This is a genomic window from Asticcacaulis sp. W401b (assembly GCF_046503825.1).
In the GTDB taxonomy this organism is placed as follows: domain Bacteria; phylum Pseudomonadota; class Alphaproteobacteria; order Caulobacterales; family Caulobacteraceae; genus Asticcacaulis.
Genome location: NZ_JBKFEE010000019.1, coordinates 20,636 through 38,758, shown reverse-complemented (window position 1 = coordinate 38,758; position 18,123 = coordinate 20,636). Strand labels below are relative to the sequence as shown.

The window sequence follows — 18,123 nt, the reverse complement described above, 5'->3', positions numbered from 1 at the left end:
GTCGCTGCGACATGAGAAAGGTAGCGTCCATGAAAAAAGGCATGATGGTCAGCGCGGCGGTTTTGGCGGCGGCTCTGTTTTCGGTTCCGGTTTCGGCTCAGGTGTCGGCGCCTCTGCCGCCGCCCCTGCCGGTGTCGGCGCAGGTCGATTATCCCGGCACGCTGAAAGTCTATGTCGATGCCACCGATACGCAGCAGCGCGTCATGCGCGTGCGGCAGGTCATTCCGGTGGCCAAATCCGGTCCCTTCACCCTGATCATGCCGCGCTGGCTGCCCGGCAAGCACGCCCCGCGCCCGCAGACCGACAAGATCGCCAATGTGCGCTTTTCGGCGGGCGGTCAGAACCTGAGCTGGCTGCGCGATCCCGTTGAAGTGACGGCCTTTCATATCGACGTGCCCGCCGGTGCGAAGGAAGTGGTGGCTGAGTTCGACTTCCTGACCCCCATGACCACGGCCGCCGGCCGCGTGGTCGTCACCGACGTTATGGCCAACCTGCAATGGGAAAACCTGTCCATGTATCCGGCAGGCTATGCGGTGACGCGCGTGCCGGTCGAACTGACGCTGAAACTGCCGGAAGGCTGGGATTATGCGGCGGCGCTCGATGTGGCCTCAAAAAATGCCGACGGCACCGTCACCTTCAAGCCGCTGCCCTATGAGCACTTCATCGACTCGCCGATGTTTGCCGGTAAGTTCAGCAAGACCTTCGACCTCAGCGCCGATCCCAAGGTGCCGGTGCGCATGCACGTCTTTGCCGACAAGCCCGGCGATCTGGCGGCCACCGATGAGCAGATTGCCATTCACAGGAGGATGGTGGCGCAGGCGGTCAAGGTCTTCAAATCGCAGCACTACGACCATTACGACTTCCTCGTCCACCTGTCGGAAGAACTGGGCGATATCGGGCTTGAGCATCACCGCTCGTCCGAAAATGGCCACGACTCCACCTATTTCACCGAGTGGAAGACCAACTATGTCGGGCGCGACCTGCTGGCGCACGAATACACCCATTCCTGGGACGGCAAGTTCCGTCGCGGTGCCGACCTTTATAATCCCGACTTCCACACCCCCATGCGCAACAGCCTGCTGTGGGTCTATGAGGGCCAGACGCAGTTCTGGGGCTATGTCCTGTCGGCGCGCTCGGGCCTCTACACGCCGGAGCAGGCCAAGCAGGCCATCGCGCTGATCGCCGCGCAGTACGATAACTTCTCCGGTTCGCAGTGGCGTCCGGTGCTCGATACCACCAATGATCCGATTCTGTCGGCGCGTCAGCCGAAGAACTGGCTGAGCCAGCAGCGCAACGAAGACTATTACAATGTTGGGCTTCTGATCTGGCTCGACGCCGATACGCTGATCCGTGAAAAGACCAACAACAAGAAGTCGCTGGACGATTTCGCCGGCCTGTTCTTTGGCATCAAGGACGGCTCGTGGACGCCGGAAACCTATGAGTTCAAAGACGTGGTGGCGGCGCTCAACAGCGTCTATGCCTATGACTGGGACACCTTCCTCAAGACGCGCGTGAATGAGACCTCAAAGGGCACCTTCCTCGACGGGCTGGAGCGCGGGGGGTACAAGCTGACCTATAGCGACACGCCGACCGACTGGTTCAAGGCGCGCGAAAAGAAGACCAAGGTAACGGACCTGAGCTATTCGCTGGGGCTGTCACTGACCGCCACGGGCGATATCGGCAGCGTCTTCTGGGACAGCCCGGCCTTCAAGGCCGGACTGGGGCAGGGTATGAGCGTGGTCGCCGTCAACGGCACCGCCTATGAAGCCGATGGGATTAAAACCGCCATTGCCGACGCCGCCAAGTCAAACGGTAAGCCGGTCGAACTGCTGATCAAACGCGGCAAGACCTATAAGACGGTGACGCTCGACTACAAGGGCGGCCTGCGCTATCCGCGCCTTGAGCGCATCGACGGCAAGAAGGCCTATCTGGACGATATTCTGGCCGAAAAGAAGTAGGCAGGGGCACGGCCCCTGCACCCGTTAGTTTGGGTTTCTCGACTTCATGTCCTTGGCGATTTTCTCCCACGTATTCTTCTGTTCCGGCATAAGTGGGATAATCTCGATACGGCAATGGCACTTTGACCACATCGGATACAATTCGGTGATCAATTCTTTTGGCCACTGACCATACCAGCCATAGCCTGAGCGCCGTTCCGGGTGGATGTCGGCATAGGTAGCGACCCGCACGCCGTCGCGGTTGGCCAGGATCACCGAATTGTCGCTGATATCATAGAATCGCGCCCACAGAGGCGGCGCCGAGGGATCATCAACCAGCCGGTTATCAGTGGTTGCCGTGTGAAAGTCGTACTTGACCGGGGCGGGCAGGGCAAAGGTCTCCAGCCGCTTGCCGGTTATGGCCGAGCGCTTCATCCACGCCACCGCGCCCTCGACCGCAGCAATCACCTCAGGCGAGGGGTTTGGAATGGACATCAGATAGCGGGTATTTTCCACGCTTTCCTGAGAGACAATCGACACCAGTTCAAAGCTGCGCCCTTTGACAGGCTGCAAGGTCACGGGATCGTACTGACCGGCCCAGCCGGTGAGCTGCCCGTTCTGACGGATTTGCAGCCTGAGCAGGCAGGCGTCGCCAGCGGCCACCGCCGATGCGGCCTTCCTGCGTAAATCTTTGCTCACAGAGTCAAAGGGATATTCGCCTGTGCTGATGCGACGCAGCAGGCGCAGATTGCCCGATGTCACCTCATCGGCCATGGTGATCTTGTCATGAAAGCTGCTTCTGGCCGGCACGGTGTGGGGCCAGCCGCCGCAGCTTTTGATCTGCTGCGACAGGATCAGGTCAAGACCACGCAAGGCCGCGGTACGGTAGTCTGATCTCCGTGTCCGTTCATAGGCCGCCATCAGATACTCGACCTGCGTATAGATGTTGCGGTTGTCGAAGCTGAATGCCGGGTCGCTCTTTTCCTTCAGCGCCGCCGTCTTTTCCGCCTCGGACAGGATGCGCGCCGGGTCGCGGTTCTCGATCCAGCCGCCATTATCCCGTTGCAGCAGGAGCAGATTGTCGGCGATGGCCGTCACGTCGTCGTCAACATAGCGGGCATAGGACTTGCCGTTCTTGTTCTGCCAATGGTGAACGGCGTCGTAAAACCCGTCCAGCGATGGCGCAGACGCTGGCGGTGGTGTGGCGCAGGCGGACAAGGTGAGGGCGGCAATAAGGGCGGGCATTGTCTTCATGGTGTTTCCTTTTTTTGCCAGCCTAACACGAAGCGGAAATTTCGCTACTGCCGCAGGGTCCGGCGCGTACCGGGCGTATCAGCGCTGACATAACGGAGATTTGCCATGCGCCTGACCCCTGTCCTGCTGAGCCTTCTGATGCTGGCGTCTGTGCCGGCCCATGCGGAGGGGCCGCTACGCGAGCGTTTGAAAGCGCGCTATATGGAGCGGCTTCAGGACGGTGAGTCAGCGGAAGAGGGGGCGCGTGTGTATAAGGCCGTCCTGCCCGGAACCCAAAAGCAGACCGTCAGTTACGGGGCGGACCCTTTGCAGGCGATGGATGTTTACAGTCCGGTCAATGCCCGCAACGCGCCGATGATCGTCATGGTCCATGGCGGCGGCTGGCGGACCGGTGACAAGGCCAATAGCGGCGTGGTCGAGAACAAGGTCAAGCACTGGCTGCTCCAGGGCTACATCGTCGTCAGCGTCAACTATCGCCTGTTGCCGCAGGCGGATGCCTATGCGCAGGCCGAGGACGTGGCGGCGGCGCTGGTCTATGTTCAAAAGAATGCCGCCACCTGGGGCGGGGATGCCTCGCGTCTGATCCTGATGGGGCACAGCGCCGGGGCGCAACTGGTGGCTCTGACGTCTGCCGATCCCTCGGTGGTGACGGCCAGAGGCGGGCGACTGTGGGCCGGGACGGTGGTGCTGGACTCGGCGACGCTCGACCTGCGGGCCACGATGACGCAAAAGCGCGTGCTGCCGCTCTATACCAACGCCTTTGGCAGCGATCCGAAGCGCTGGGCGCAAGCCTCACCGCTGGAGCGTCTGACGCCACAGGCCGTACCCATGATGATGGTCTGTTCGACCCAGCGCAAGGACCGGCCCTGCGATCAGGCCGACACCTTCAGCCGGGCTCTGCGCAAACTGGGCAAGCCGGCCCCGGTGCAGAAGGAAGACAAGAGCCACGGCGAAATCAACAAGATGGTCGGCGTGCCCGGTCCCTATACCGACGCCATCGACGCCTTTATCGCGGCGCGTTTAGGGCAGGCTCTGGGGGCCCACAAATAGCCACGCCATATAGGCGGCATAGAGGCCGAGGAACAGAAGGCCGCTCAGCCGCCCTACCTTTTGAGCGAACAGGATGATCAGCAGGGCCAGAGCGGCTACGCCTAAGGCGACCGGCATGTCTATCTGTGCCATTTGAGGCGCTATGCGCAAGGGGGCGATGCAGGCCGTCACCCCTAAAATGCCCTGTATATTAAAGATGTTGCTGCCGATCAGATTGCCGAGGCTGACCTCACCCTGACGGCGGAAGGCGGCGATAATCGTCACGGTCAGTTCGGGCAGGGACGTGCCGACCGCCACCAGAGTCAGGCCGATCACGGCCTCCGAAATACCAAAACCGCGGGCGACGTTTTCGGCCCCGCGCACCAGCGCATCGGCCCCGCTGACCAGCATCAGCAGCCCCAAGGCCACCCAGATCAGCGCCACAAGGGGCGAACCTGCGCTTTCCGTCGAAGTCTCCGCCGGGGCCGTATCCTTACCCACTATGACCTTTTCCCAGACATAGACACCCATCAGATAGGCGGCGAGCAGGGCCAGCATCATCCAGCCGCGATTGCGTGTGATGATCCCCTGAAGGCCCAGCCACAGAAGACCCGCCGTGACGGCAAACATGATCAGGGCATCCCGTTTCAGGCTGAGCCCCTTCGCAGCCATCGGCGAAAGCAGGGCGCCAACGCCCATAATCAAAAGAATATTGGCGATGTTGGAGCCAACGACATTGCCCACGGCCAGATCAGGCGAGCCTTTGAGCGCCGACTGCACCGACACCATCAGTTCCGGGGCCGACGTGCCCATGCCGACAACGGTAAGGCCGATCACAAGACGCGACAGGCGCAGGTTCAGCGCGAGGCTGACCGCGCCCCGGATCAGGCTCTCGCCCCCGACAAACAGCAGGCCCAGCCCGCCGATAATCAGCACGTAATCGAGCCACGCGGCGTCGATATAGGCGGCGATAAAATTGACGATGACATCCATGCCCAAACCCCCGGTCGTTAACCATCCTGCCCTGAGGGATGCCGAAGGACAAGACTATTCGTCGCTTGGCGGCGGAAGCGTGAGGCAGTATGACAGCCTCATGATCCGACTGTTTATTGCCGAAACCACGCCGCCCTTTGCCGAAGGGCTGATCTTCCCGCTCAATCCCGATCAGGCGCGCTATGTCGCCGCCGTGATGCGGCTGGGGGAGGGCGATGAGATCAGCGTCTTTAATGGCCGCGATGGCGAATGGCGCGGCCGTTTGCAGAGCGTGAGCAAAAAGCACGTCCATGTCGAACTGATCGTGCAGACGCGCGCGCAACCGGCCGCAGGACATGCCCCGAAGCTGTTGATTGCGCTGGTGAAACGCGCCCGGCTGGAGACGATTATCGAGAAAGCGACCGAGCTGGGGGCGGGTGAGATTCAACTGTTGATCACGCGCCGCACCAATGCCGACCACACCAATGTCGCGCGTCTGCAACTGATCGCGCAGGAGGCGGCGGAGCAGACCGAGCGCCTCGACGTGCCGCAGGTTCTTAACCCCGTCAAACTGGACGCCTATCTGACATCAGCGACTGAAACCCTGATCTATGGCGACGAGGATTCCACCCACGAAGCAGGTGAACGCACCATCCCGCCCATGCTGGAGGCTCTGAGTGGGCTGGGCGAAGGGGCGGTGTCCATCCTGATCGGCCCGGAAGGCGGGTTCGACGCGGTCGAGCGCCAGACCCTGAGTGCCCTGCCGAGCGCCGTGGCCGTCAATCTGGGGCCGCGCATCCTTCGCGCCGACACGGCGGCCATCTCGGCCCTGACCCTGTATCAGGCCGTAAAGGGTGATTGGAAATAGTTTAGAGTTATTCGCTTGTGCCGCTGGGCCCTTACGCCCATATACCCGTGAATTGCAATTGAGCCTGTTACTTTAGGGATGGGGCGCGTGGTCAAGATTTCGGAACCCATTCAATCGTTTTCGCAGCTTACCGACTATTTTACGTCGGGCGAAAAACCGTCCGAGCGCTGGCGCATCGGGGCCGAGCACGAGAAGTTCGTCTTTCACCTGAGCGATCTGCGCCGTCCCGAATATGCAGGTCCAGACGGCATTGAAGCCCTGCTGAAAGGGCTGATGCGCTTTGGCTGGAGCGGCGTCTATGAGGGCGAACACCTGATCGCGCTCGAACGTGATGGCGCGTCGGTGTCGCTGGAACCCGGCGGGCAGTTCGAACTGTCGGGCGCGCCGCTTTCGACCATTCACGAGATTTGCAGCGAAACGGGTCAGCACCTTGAGGAGGTCAAGGCCGTGGCCTCTGAACTGGGGCTGGGCTTCCTGGGCGTCGGTTTCTCGCCCCTGTGGACGCGGGCCGAAACGCCGGTCATGCCCAAGGGCCGCTACAATATCATGCGCGCCTATATGCCGAAGGTCGGCACGCTTGGCCTCGATATGATGCTGCGCACCTCGACCATTCAGGCCAATCTCGATTTTTCGTCCGAAGACGATATGGTGCTGAAATTCCGCACCTCTCTGGCCCTGCAACCTATCGCCACGGCGCTGTTCGCCAATTCGCCTTTCACGGAAGGCAAGCTCAACGGCTTTTTGTCGGCGCGCGCCAATGTGTGGACCGACACCGATGCCGACCGCACGGGGATGCTGGGTTTCGTCTTCGAAGACGGCTTCGGCTATGAAAAATATGCCCAATACGCCCTTGATGTCCCTATGTATTTCGTCAAACGCAAGGGCGCGCCCAATGGCGGTTATATCGACGCCTCGGGGCAGTCGTTCCGTGACTTTATGGACGGTAAGCTGCCCGCCCTGCCGGGAGAGCGCCCGACGATGGACGACTGGGCCGATCACCTGACGACGCTGTTCCCTGAAGTGCGCCTCAAAAAGTACCTCGAAATGCGTGGGGCCGATGGTGGCCCGTGGTCCCGCATCTGCGCCCTGCCGGCCCTGTGGGCGGGGCTCCTCTATGATCAGGCGGCGCTGGAAGCCGCCTGGGATCTGGTCAAGGGCTGGCGCATCGAAGACCACGATACCCTGCGCGGCATGGCGGCCAAAACCGGCCTGAAAGGCGAGATCGCCGGTCGTCCGGTGAAGGACTGGGCGCTCGATACCCTGACTATCGCGCGGGAGGGCTTAAAGCGCCGCCAGCGTCTGTCCGGCGGGCTGGTCGATGAAACCGGCTATCTCAGCGAACTGTTTGAAATCGCGGAGAGCGGCGTCACCCCGGCCGAGCGTCTGATCGAAAAATATCAGGGCCCGTGGGCGGGCGACCTTCGCAAATTGTACACAGAAGAAGCCTATTAAAACCGTATACCGTTTCCCCTGAAACGGAAGTGCGCTTGCCAACCGGTGCATTTGCTGCTCCTATCGCCGCAAATTAACTGTCTGCTGTCCGATTGCGGCCCGAATGGTGCCCCGGCACAGGCCTTACGGGGCAAGTTTACATGATCAATATCGTTATCGCCGCAGGGCTTCTCGTTACCCTGCTGACGGCCATTCCGGTCATTGTGCAGATGCGCCACCATCCGCGTGGCCTGATCGTCTGTTTCTTCGCGGAAATGTGGGAGCGCTTTTCCTATTACGGGATGCGGGCGCTGCTCATCTATTATCTGACGCGCCACTTCCTGTTTCCGGACGACAAGGCCAGTGCGCAGTACGGTTCCTACACCACCCTGGTCTATCTGTTGCCGCTGATCGGCGGTCTGGTGGCGGACCGGCTGATCGGTACGCGCAAGGCCATCGTGTTTGGCGGGGTGCTGTTGGTGCTCGGTCACTTCGGCATGGCCTTTGAGGGCAAGCCGACGCAGGAGTTCCTGCACTATCAGGGTCAGACCTACGGCTTTGAGGTGCGTACCACCAATTCCGGCGACGCGCCGCGTCTGGAAGTGGGGAATGCCAGCTATGAGGTCGGCGCCACCCCCGATGGCGGCTATCAGATCAAGGGCCTGCCCGCCGGCGCCCCCTTGCCGGAAATCCTCGAAAAGGGCAGCTTCACCAAGAGCAAGGCCACAGAGACGCCGTGGGCCGAACACGCCTTCTTCCTGTCGATTGCCCTGATCGCCATGGGCGTGGGCTTCCTCAAGCCGAATATCTCGTCTCTGGTCGGGCAGCTCTATCGTGAGAAGGACCCGCGCCGGGATTCGGGCTTCCAGCTCTATTATTTCGGCATCAATATGGGCTCGTTCTGGGCCGCCATCCTGTGCGGCTATCTGGGCGAGCGCGTCGGCTGGTGGGCCGGTTTCGGTCTGGCCGGCGTAGGTATGCTGATTGGCCTTTTGTGCTTTATCTTCGGCAAGAAACTGCTGGAGGGCAAGGGCGAAGCTCCGAACCCCGCCGCGCTGAAACAGAAGGTCGCGGGCGTCATCTCGAAGGAAAATCTGGTCTATCTGCTGGGTTTTGCCGCCGTGCCGCTGATCTATTTCGTCATTCAGCGCAACACTATCGTCGGTTATGCGCTGGGCGTGGCGACGGTGCTGATCCTCGGCTATGTCTTTACCCAGATGTTCACCAAGTTCAGCCGCGTTGAAAACTTCCGTCTGGGGCTGGCCATGGTGCTGACCCTGTCGTCGGTCGTCTTCTGGACCCTGTTTGAGCAAGCCGGTTCCTCGCTCAGCCTGTTTGCTGAGCGCAACACCACGCTGGACCTGATCGCTGAACCCATCCGTCTGGGGGCGCTGCTTCTGGCCACACCGGGGCAGGTGACGGCCATGGGCGGCGTGCCCGAAGGGGCCTTGTGGATCGACATGGGCTTCAATGCCTCGAACACCCAGAGCTTCAATCCCTTCTTCATTCTGGTCTTCGCGCCGATCTTTGCCGGTATCTTCACCTTCCTCGCCAAGCGCGGCAAGGACCCGGACCCGGTCAAGAAGTTCGCCTTCGGTCTGGTCATGGCCGGTATGGGCTTCTTTGTGCTGGTGTGGTCGGCCCCGCTGGCCGGCGCGGACTTCCGCGTGCCGCTGTTCTGCCTGTTCCTGACCTATATGTTCCACACCTGGGGGGAGCTGGCCGTGTCGCCGGTCGGCCTGTCGCAGCAGACCAAGCTGTCGCCGACCGTGCTGGTTTCGACCATGATGGCCATCTGGTTCCTCGGCACGTCTGGCGCGCAGTATCTGGCGGCCTTTGTGGCGACCTTCGCCTCGACCGAGACGGTGGGTGGTCAGGTGCTTGACCCAAGCGCCGCGCTTCAGGCGTCGCTCAAGACCTTCAACACCATCGGCTGGGCGGGTATCATCCTCGGCGGTGTCCTGTTCCTGTTGTCCTTCGTCCTCAAGGGCTGGGCGCACGGGGCGTCGGATACGGTGGACGATACGCCTAAGACGGGTCACTGATCCTGACGATAAACAAAAAGCCCCGGCGGTGCCTACCTCCGGGGCTTTTCTTTTGAATGTGAGGGGCTTAAAGCTCGTTCCGGATGCGCAGGTAGAGCTTTGGTTCGGAGTCACGCTGCGTCGATTCCTCATAGGACAGCGCGCTACCCGACCGCAGACCTTCATAGCGCGTCACGTCATAGCGCGTAGTCCGGGCACCGAGGTTCTGCAATTCCGTGCGTACCGACAGCTTGGGCGACGGCTTGAACTCGGCATAGAGGCTGACCCACGGCGAGCCTTCGGACTGACTGATTTCTCTGGCGCGCCAGCTGGTATTGTTCCAGCCGCTGTCCACCGACCAGCCCCACGACATACCCGGTCGGTCCTGATTGAAGCTCAATGACAAGGTGCGCGGCGTCTGCCCGGAGATGCGGCGTTTCAGCCCCGTTATCGGATCGGTGATTTCGGAATCGTACCAGGTGGCATTCAGCCGGATCATACCGTTTTCGAGATAGTCATCTATCGGCACGCTGAGGCGCGTCGAAATCTGCTGATTGGCGCCATCGCCGACATTGCCAATGATGTCCTCAATATTCCCTTTCTGGGTATAGAGGGGCACGCGCTCGACGGCATCGTCGATGTCGTTGCGTTCAAAGCTGAGCGCCAACTGGCCCTTTTCCCAGAAGCGATAATCGACGCTGAATTCGTTCGACCACTGACGATAGGGGACAAGGTTGAGCGGATAGAGCAATTGATCGGGGCGTTCATACTGCCACTCGGCAATCGACACAAAGTCCCAGTACCCCATATAGCCGACTTCGCGGGCACGGCTGAGGCGCACCTGAAACACCTTGTCCGGCTTCCATTGCAGGCTGAGGCGCGGCTTGGGGTATTCATAGCTGCGCTCGGCCGCATAGGTGCCGCGATGGCGGAAGGTCATGCTTTCGACGGCCAGCCCGCTGTCGATGCTCAGCGTCTCGTTCGGCCGCCAGTTGCCTGAGACGTAGAGCGATCCGCGCTGTTCCTCGCCGCGCGTGCGGCCGGTTTCCGGACTTGTGTTTTCGTCCAGCCACGAACCGACAGACAGGCTTTCGGCGTCGAAGCGGTTGAAGCGACTCTCGGCCCCGGCCTGAAGCATCAGGGCCTTGGAATAGTGCCACGTGGCCTGCGCCGCCAGCGACCCTTCGCGGGTATCCTTGTCCTCGCTGTAGGTCGAAACCTCGTCCGGCTTCTGATGGTCGGTGCGGCTGTCGCTGACATTGCGCTTGCCCCACAGGTTGAGGTTCAGCTTGAACCTTTTGTTCAGCGCCTTTTCGTAACGCCCGGACACTTCCTGCGTCAGATTGGCGTTCTGGCGCTGCTCGTACTCGGTGACGCCGTTTTCATAGACGGCATCAAAGGCCGAGCGGTTGTAGCGCATGGCCCCATTGACATCGAGGCGGCCGCCACTGGCCGGGCCACCCCAGGCGGCGCGCACCTCAGCCCCTTCGCTCTGCCCCTTGGAATCAAGCGCCTGATGCCGCGTCGTGCCATCGGCATAGGTGGTGTATTTGTCGCCATGGCCAGTGCCTTCGTCATGGTTCTGATAGAGGCTCAGACCGGCTTCGAGATTGCGGCCGTTCTGGTTCTTCTGCCACGTGAAGCCGACCTGCGGTTTGATCTTGCCGTCCGGATAGATGTTGGCCGAGGAGTGGATGGTAATAACGGGCTTCGACATCGACTTGCGCACGATGTTGATCAGCTCGCTATGGCCCTGCATGTCATAATTGCCGTTGCCGGCGGCGATGCGTTCGATGCGCTCAATCTGGTTCAGCGGCAGACGCGTCAGGGCGTCATTGGTGTCCGACGGGCGCTGACCGTCGATCAGCAGATTGGAAGACCCGCCCGATCCGGTGACGATGAAGTTGGGAATGTATTTCAGCGCGTCGGCGGCCGATTGCACCGGCTTACCGACAAAGTCTGAGGCCATATAGCTGGCCGCCGTGCTCAGCGTGTCCGCCGCAGTCGCCTGAACCGGCAATAAAGCCAGCGCACACACCGATGTCAGCCACAACAGCCGCATAAGACCCCATCACGCTTGCAGAAAAACCGGCGCGATATTGCGCCTTGAGCGGATAATATGCCGCCTTAAGCGCCAAATGACAAGTTCACCCGTGCGTAAAGTGAGCAATAGGCAAAGTATAACAAGGCTTTACCATACCCGTGACGGATCACGGTTATGCCGCCGTGCCCCCTACCGTCAGGCCGCCGATCTTCAGGCTGGGCTGGCCGATGCCGACCGGCAGGCTTTGACCCGCCTTGCCGCAGGTGCCGACGCCGGGATCGAATTTGAAATCATCGCCGATCATTTCGACCTGACGCATAACCGCCGGGCCGTCACCGATCAGCGATGCGCCCTTGACCGGGGCCGTCACCTGACCGTCTTCGATCAGATAGGCCTCGGTGCACTGAAAGACAAACTTGCCATTGGTGATATCGACCTGACCGCCGCCGAAATTGACCGCATAGAGGCCGCGTTTGGTCGAAGCGATCATGTCGGACAGCCTGTCCTGACCGCCCTTCATGAAGGTATTGGTCATGCGGGGCAGGGGCGGATGGGCATAGGACTGACGCCGGCCATTGCCGGTCGGGGCCACCCCCATCTGACGCGCCGAGAGCCGGTCGTGCATGTAACCGACCAGAATACCTTCCTCGATCAGCGTCGTGGCGTGGGTCGGCGTGCCTTCGTCGTCCATATTGAGCGAGCCGCGCGCATCGGCAACCGTGCCGTCATCGACCACGGTGACGCCCTTGGCGGCCACCTGCTGGCCCATCTTGCCGGAAAAGGCCGAGGTGCCCTTGCGGTTGAAATCGCCCTCAAGGCCGTGGCCCACCGCCTCATGCAGCAGCACGCCGGGCCAGCCGGGCCCCAGCACAATATCCATCTCCCCTGTCGGGGCCGGTTTGGCCTCCAGGCTGATCAGGGCCTGGCGCAGGGCCTCATCGACCTGCGCCTGCCAGTATGCCGGATCGCTGAGCCGGTCGAGCGCGATGCGTCCGCCGCCACCCGCCGACGCGCTTTCGCGGTGGCCGTCCTTTTCAACCGATACCCCGACCGACAGGCGCACCAGCGGGCGGTAGTCGTGATAGACCTCGCCACCCGCCCGCAGGATGGTGATGTGGCGCTGATCGGCGGCGACCGAGGCCGAGACCTGCACCACACCCGAGTGCCGGCTGCGGGCATAGTCATTAATGGCTTCCAGCAGCGCGATCTTGTCGGCGAACGGCATCGACCCGATGGGATCGTGGTCACCATAATGATGGCTGTTGGAGCGCGCCGGGGCCGTGGACAGGCTCAGACTGACCGCTTGCCCTTGCTTGGCCAGCACGGCGGCGGCGGCGGCGCGCCGCACGGCCGCGACCGACAGCTCCGCGGCATTGGCAAAGCCGACCGTCTCCCCGGCCACGACGCGCAGACCGAAGCCCTGATCGGCGCCATAGGTCGAATGTTTCAGCCGCCCGTCGTCAAAGACCAGTGATTCGCTTTCGCGCGTTTCGAAATAGATTTCCCCATCGTCGGCCCCGTTCAGGGCCTCTTCCAGAATCGTCTGACAGGCGGAAAGGTCGAGATCACGCAGCGAGTCGGGCAGGGCGACGGCAAGGGGGGAGGCGGACATAAGCACATACCAAATGAAACACTGCCCCCTATGTAGGACGCCGTGCGGCGCTTGAACAGAGACTATGAACCCGAGTTTCGCGCGCGTGGCCCTGAAGGGGTGAGGGGGCGCGACAAAAGCGCGCAGGTGCGGCCTGTGTAAAAGCCATATTCGTCCCTGAGCCGTACCAGAACGCAACTGTCTTTGCAGACAGTGGTGTTGCCTTGCTTTTAGGCCTTTGCATTTTGCAAATATGGCATTAATGGGGAAGAACGGGGTGAGACCATGTGTCCCATTGGGACCCATTGTCGCGCCCGAATACCGAGGATTAAACGGGACTGCGCGGAAACTCCTGCTCACGAGAAGGCAGGCGCGCCGGGCACCCACAGTTAGGGATTGAAGGAATGCGCATCCGAAGGCTGATGGCAGGGACCGCCGCCGTGATGACTGCCCTTGCAGGAGCATTGGGGGCCGGAGCCGTCTGGGCTCAGGAAAAACTGGGGCAACCGACCGACAAGTCGCTCGGTCTTCAGCCGGGCGCCGCCCCGCTGAAACACGACGCCATCTGGTTTCACGACATCATCTTGCTGCCGATCATCACGGTTATCGTGCTGTTCGTGCTGGCGCTGCTGATCTGGATCGTGCTGCGCTACAACAAGCGCGCCAATCCGAAGCCGGCCAGCTTCTCGCACAATACGGCCATCGAGATTCTGTGGACGGTTATCCCGGTCCTGATCCTTGTCTTCATCGCCTTCTTTTCCTTCTCGCTGCTGCGCAAATATAACGACATGCCGACCCCGGATGTCGTGGTGAAGGCTACGGGCTATCAGTGGTACTGGGCTTACGATTATCCGGAACTGGGGGTCGAAGGCGTCGAATCGCGCCTGTTGCCCGAAGCGCGCGAACTGAAGACCGCGCACGCGGCCAAGGTGCCCTTCCTGCTTGGCGTCGATAATGAGCTGATCGTGCCGGTCAACAAGGTCGTTCAGGTGCAGGTCACCGGCTATGACGTCATCCACTCCTTCGCCCTGCCGGCCTTTGGTCTGAAGACCGACGCCATTCCCGGTCGTCTGAACTCGACCTGGTTCAAGGCCGAAAAGCCCGGCATCTACTACGGTCAGTGCTCGGAACTGTGTGGCGTCGATCACGCCTATATGCCGATCGCCATTCGCGTGGTCAGCGAAAAGGAATTCGACGCCTACATCATCAAGGCGGGTGGCAAGACCAAGGCCATGATCGCCGCCGAAGAAGCGGCGGCCGCAGCGGCAGCCCAGCAGGCGGCGGCAAACGCTGCCGCTTCGGCAGACGCATCGGCGACGGCTTCGGCCGCAGCCCCGGCAGAAGCGGACGCAGCGGCCTCGGCCGCGGCTCCCGCCGTTCAATAATTCAGGTAAGAGAGACGCTCGTCATGGCATCGAATGCTTCTGTCGTTCACGATCATCATCACGACGATCACGACCACAAACCCGGCTTCTTCGCGCGCTGGTTCCTGTCCACCAACCATAAGGACATCGGCACGCTCTACCTGATCTTCGCCATCTTCGCCGGTCTTCTGGGCGGCGCGCTGTCGGGCCTGATCCGCTGGGAGCTTTATGAACCCGGCCTTCAGGTCTTCGTACCGGGCTCGCTGCTCGATCAGCTCAATGTCTTCGAAGGCAAGCACGGCTATAACTCGGTCGTCACCGCTCACGCCGTTCTGATGATCTTCTTCATGGTCATGCCGGCCATGATCGGGGGCTTTGGCAACTGGTTTGTGCCGATCATGATCGGTGCGCCGGACATGGCCTTCCCGCGTCTCAACAACATCTCCTTCTGGCTGCTGGTTGCCTCCTTCATCCTGCTGATGGTGTCGATCTTCGTGCCGGGCGGACCGGGCGGCGCGTCGGAGCACGGTTTCGGCGGCGGCTGGACCATGTATCCGCCGATGTCGGCCAATAAGGGCAGCCCCGGTGCGGCCTTTGACCTGATCATTTTCTCGTTCCACCTGTCGGGCGCGTCGTCGATCCTGGGGGCGATCAACTTCATCACCACCATCTTTAACATGCGCGCGCCGGGCATGACGCTGCACCGTATGCCGCTGTTTGCGTGGTCGGTGCTGGTCACCGCCTTCCTGCTGCTGCTGTCGCTGCCGGTCTTCGCCGGTGCCATCACCATGCTGCTGACCGACCGTAACTTCGGCACCGCCTTCTTCGATCCGGCGGGCGGCGGGGATCCGGTCATGTACCAGCACCTGTTCTGGTTCTTCGGCCACCCGGAAGTGTATATCCTCATCCTGCCGGGCTTCGGTATCATCAGCCACGTGGTTTCGACTTTCTCGAAAAAGCCCGTCTTCGGCTATCTCGCCATGGCCTACGCCATGGTTGCCATCGGCTTCGTCGGCTTCATCGTGTGGGCCCACCACATGTACACGGTTGGCATGGGCTTCAACCTGCGGGCCTATTTCGTGATGGCGACCATGGTCATCGCGGTGCCGACGGGTGTGAAGATCTTCTCGTGGATCGCCACCATGTGGGGCGGCTCGCTGGACTTTAAAGTGCCCATGCTGTGGGCCATCGGCTTCATCTTCCTGTTCACCGTCGGTGGCGTTACGGGCGTGGTTCTCTCCAACGCCGGTATCGACTACAGCCTGCACGACACCTACTACGTCGTGGCGCACTTCCACTACGTGCTGTCGCTGGGGGCGGTGTTCGCCATCTTCTGCGGCTTCTACTACTGGTATGAGAAGATGTTCGGCATCAAGTACAACGAGCTGCTGGGTCAGATTCACTTCTGGCTGATGTTCGTCGGCGTCAATGTCGTCTTCTTCCCGCAGCACTTCCTGGGCCTTCAGGGGATGCCGCGCCGTTACGTCGATTATCCGGAAGGCTACACCTACTGGAACCAGATTTCGTCGATCGGTTATGTTATCACCGCTATCGGTGTCCTGGTCTTCCTGGTCATGATCGTCGAGTCGGTCATCCGTCGCCGCAAGGCTGAGGCCAATCCGTGGGGTGAGGGGGCGACCACGCTCGAATGGACCCTGTCGTCTCCGCCGCCCTATCACCAGTTCTCCGAATTGCCGGTGATCAAGGACGAAGACGGCCATCACTAAGCGTTTCGCCCCAACGGGCGGCAGGCTATAGTATGGGGGATGAAGGCCGGAGGTCGTCATCCCCTTTATTTTACGAGTACCCACTGTGAACCCTGAGCCCGTGACCCCAAAGCCGGTGAATATGACAACGCCCAAGTCCGAACCGAGCCACCCCGCCTACGGGGAGAAGGCCCTGCGCGGCCTGCCGGCGGACTATTTTCAACTGCTGAAACCGCGCGTCATGTCGCTGGTGGTGTTCACCGGCCTGACCGGTCTGGTCGTCGCGCCGCAAAAGATGGACCCGTTTCTGGCCTTTATCGCGGTTCTGTGTATTGCCTTGGGGGCCGGGGCTGCCGGTGCGCTGAACATGGCCATCGAAGGCGAAACCGATGCCCTGATGCGCCGCACCCGCGGTCGTCCGGTGGCTTCGGGCCGCGTCACCAAATCCGACGCCATGGCCTTTGGCGGCGTGCTGGCCTTTTTGTCGGTGGCCATGATGTGGCTGGCCATAAATGCGGTGGCTGCCGGTCTTCTGGCCCTGACCATCCTTTACTATGTTGTTTTTTATACGATTGTTCTGAAGCGCCGCACGCCGCAAAATATCGTCATCGGGGGCGCGGCCGGGGCCTTTCCACCGGTGATCGGCTGGGCCGCCGCCACGGGCCACGCGCCTGTGGAGGCCTGGGTGCTGTTCGCCATCATCTTTCTGTGGACCCCGCCGCATAGCTGGGCGCTGGCCCTCTACACCGCCGAAGATTACGCCAAGGCCGGTATCCCGATGATGCCGGTGGCCAGGGGTGCCAAATCGACCCGCCTGCAAATCCTGATCTACAGCCTGATCATGGCCCCGGTGGCCTGTCTGCCCATCGCGTTCAGCATGGGCGGCATGATCTACGCCGTCGTGTCGGTTCTGGGCGGGGCCTTTTTCATCTTTCTGGCCGTGCGTCTGTTCCTGTCGCGGGCGGGTGATCATCCCGAAGGGGGTGAAAATTCGCTTTACGACGTCAAGAAGGAAGCGCTGGCGGCGCGCAACCTGTTTGCCTTTTCTATCCTGTACTTGACGGCGCTTTTCGCCGCCCTGTTGATCCATCACGCCTTCATGGGAGCCTGAGTCAATGGTTGACAAGGACGTTCTGACCACCCCCGAAGATGACAAGAAGGCCTATCTGGCTGCCCAGAAGCGCCGCAACATCGCCATCGGGCTGGGCCTCCTGGCCTTTGTGGTACTGGTGTTTCTGGTTTCCATCATCCGTATGACGCAAGGCGTACAGGCGGCGCACGGCGGATGAAAAAGCTGACCCGTAATCAGAAGGTTGCCGCGTGGTGTCTGGCCGGTCTGTTGGGTATGTTCGGTCTGGCCTATGCCTCGGTGCCCCTTTATCGCCTGTTTTGTCAGGTGACGGGCTTTGATGGCACGACGCAGCGCGTGGAAACCGAGTCCTCAGTGGTACTCGACCGCAAGATTCGCGTCTATTTCGACACCAATGCCAACAATATTCCTTGGAGTTTCAAGGTCGAACGCCCGGTGCAGAACACGCTGCTCGGCAAGACCAACATGATCTATTTCACGGTGCGCAACGATGCGGATGTGCCGCTCACCGGTCGCGCCAGCTACAATGTGCTGCCCGAAGCGATGGGCGGCTACTTCATGAAATTGCAGTGCTTCTGCTTTACGGATCAGACCTTGCAGCCCGGCGAGGAACGCACCTTCCCCGTCGTCTATTATGTCGATCCGAAGATGCTGGAAGACATTGACGCAAAGAACACCAAGGACGTGACCCTGTCCTATACCTTCTTTCCGTCTCAGGTGGTCAAAAAGTAAAGCGTTTCAGTCTCTTGTAAAGCGTAGTTGAATTTGTTTGCTACGGGGCCACAGCCCCATAAAAACAGGGTGGCCGGATTG

14 protein-coding genes are annotated in these 18,123 nt (G+C 61.0%); 10 read left to right on the top strand and 4 right to left on the bottom strand.

All coding sequences use genetic code 11. The annotated features are described in order from the left end of the window. Positions 1–29: 29 nt before the first annotated feature. Complete coding sequence (locus ACK8OE_RS19090; RefSeq protein WP_410273911.1) at positions 30–1,958, top strand: M61 family metallopeptidase; 1,929 nt, start codon at positions 30–32, stop codon at positions 1,956–1,958. A gap of 24 nt (positions 1,959–1,982) precedes the next feature. Here ACK8OE_RS19090 and pelA read toward each other — a convergent pair whose 3' ends face one another. After that, positions 1,983–3,191, bottom strand: coding sequence for a pectate lyase (pelA, locus tag ACK8OE_RS19085; protein ID WP_410273910.1), 1,209 nt, complete (start codon positions 3,189–3,191; stop codon positions 1,983–1,985). Between the two features lie 105 nt (positions 3,192–3,296). On the opposite strand from pelA, the gene ACK8OE_RS19080 reads away from it, so the two are divergent. Then, complete coding sequence (locus tag ACK8OE_RS19080) at positions 3,297–4,241, top strand: alpha/beta hydrolase (RefSeq protein WP_410273909.1); 945 nt, start codon at positions 3,297–3,299, stop codon at positions 4,239–4,241. Here ACK8OE_RS19080 and ACK8OE_RS19075 read toward each other — a convergent pair. Beyond that, entirely contained in the window at positions 4,212–5,213 is a 1,002-nt protein-coding gene (locus tag ACK8OE_RS19075; RefSeq protein WP_410273908.1) for a calcium/sodium antiporter, read from the bottom strand. The genes ACK8OE_RS19080 and ACK8OE_RS19075 overlap by 30 nt on opposite strands. Before the next feature lie 100 nt (positions 5,214–5,313). Between ACK8OE_RS19075 and ACK8OE_RS19070 the strand changes: the two genes are divergently transcribed. The 3 genes from ACK8OE_RS19070 to ACK8OE_RS19060 all read left to right on the top strand — a co-directional run bounded on the left by ACK8OE_RS19070 (position 5,314) and on the right by ACK8OE_RS19060 (position 9,536). Then, positions 5,314–6,060: a 16S rRNA (uracil(1498)-N(3))-methyltransferase gene (locus tag ACK8OE_RS19070; protein WP_410273919.1), complete on the top strand. Its 747-nt coding sequence runs from the start codon at positions 5,314–5,316 to the stop codon at positions 6,058–6,060. A gap of 78 nt (positions 6,061–6,138) precedes the next feature. Then, on the top strand, positions 6,139–7,512 hold the full coding sequence (locus ACK8OE_RS19065) for a glutamate--cysteine ligase (protein WP_410273907.1): 1,374 nt from the start codon (positions 6,139–6,141) through the stop codon (positions 7,510–7,512). A 140-nt stretch (positions 7,513–7,652) separates the two neighbouring features. Continuing rightward, the gene (locus tag ACK8OE_RS19060) at positions 7,653–9,536 is read left to right on the top strand and encodes a peptide MFS transporter (protein ID WP_290792910.1); all 1,884 of its coding nucleotides are present in this window, start codon (positions 7,653–7,655) and stop codon (positions 9,534–9,536) included. 67 nt (positions 9,537–9,603) lie between these two features. Here ACK8OE_RS19060 and ACK8OE_RS19055 read toward each other — a convergent pair whose 3' ends face one another. Then, complete coding sequence (locus ACK8OE_RS19055; RefSeq protein ID WP_410273906.1) at positions 9,604–11,577, bottom strand: TonB-dependent receptor plug domain-containing protein; 1,974 nt, start codon at positions 11,575–11,577, stop codon at positions 9,604–9,606. 154 nt (positions 11,578–11,731) lie between these two features. After that, positions 11,732–13,171, bottom strand: a complete 1,440-nt coding sequence (tldD, locus tag ACK8OE_RS19050; protein ID WP_410273905.1) for a metalloprotease TldD — start codon at positions 13,169–13,171, stop codon at positions 11,732–11,734. 422 nt (positions 13,172–13,593) lie between these two features. Here tldD and coxB point away from each other — a divergent pair, with 422 nt between their 5' ends. From coxB to ACK8OE_RS19025, 5 genes are all read left to right on the top strand, one after another. Continuing rightward, a complete protein-coding gene (gene coxB / locus ACK8OE_RS19045) occupies positions 13,594–14,535 on the top strand; it encodes a cytochrome c oxidase subunit II (protein WP_290792907.1) in 942 nt (313 codons plus the stop codon). A 23-nt stretch (positions 14,536–14,558) separates the two neighbouring features. Beyond that, the gene (gene ctaD, locus ACK8OE_RS19040; protein WP_290792898.1) at positions 14,559–16,241 is read left to right on the top strand and encodes a cytochrome c oxidase subunit I; all 1,683 of its coding nucleotides are present in this window, start codon (positions 14,559–14,561) and stop codon (positions 16,239–16,241) included. A gap of 121 nt (positions 16,242–16,362) precedes the next feature. Next, a complete protein-coding gene (gene cyoE / locus ACK8OE_RS19035) occupies positions 16,363–17,331 on the top strand; it encodes a heme o synthase (protein WP_126423618.1) in 969 nt (322 codons plus the stop codon). A 4-nt stretch (positions 17,332–17,335) separates the two neighbouring features. After that, positions 17,336–17,509, top strand: a complete 174-nt coding sequence (locus ACK8OE_RS19030) for a hypothetical protein (protein WP_172961264.1) — start codon at positions 17,336–17,338, stop codon at positions 17,507–17,509. Continuing rightward, the gene (locus ACK8OE_RS19025) at positions 17,506–18,042 is read left to right on the top strand and encodes a cytochrome c oxidase assembly protein (RefSeq protein ID WP_290792893.1); all 537 of its coding nucleotides are present in this window, start codon (positions 17,506–17,508) and stop codon (positions 18,040–18,042) included. The genes ACK8OE_RS19030 and ACK8OE_RS19025 overlap by 4 nt, the downstream gene beginning before the upstream one ends. Positions 18,043–18,123 lie beyond the last annotated feature (81 nt).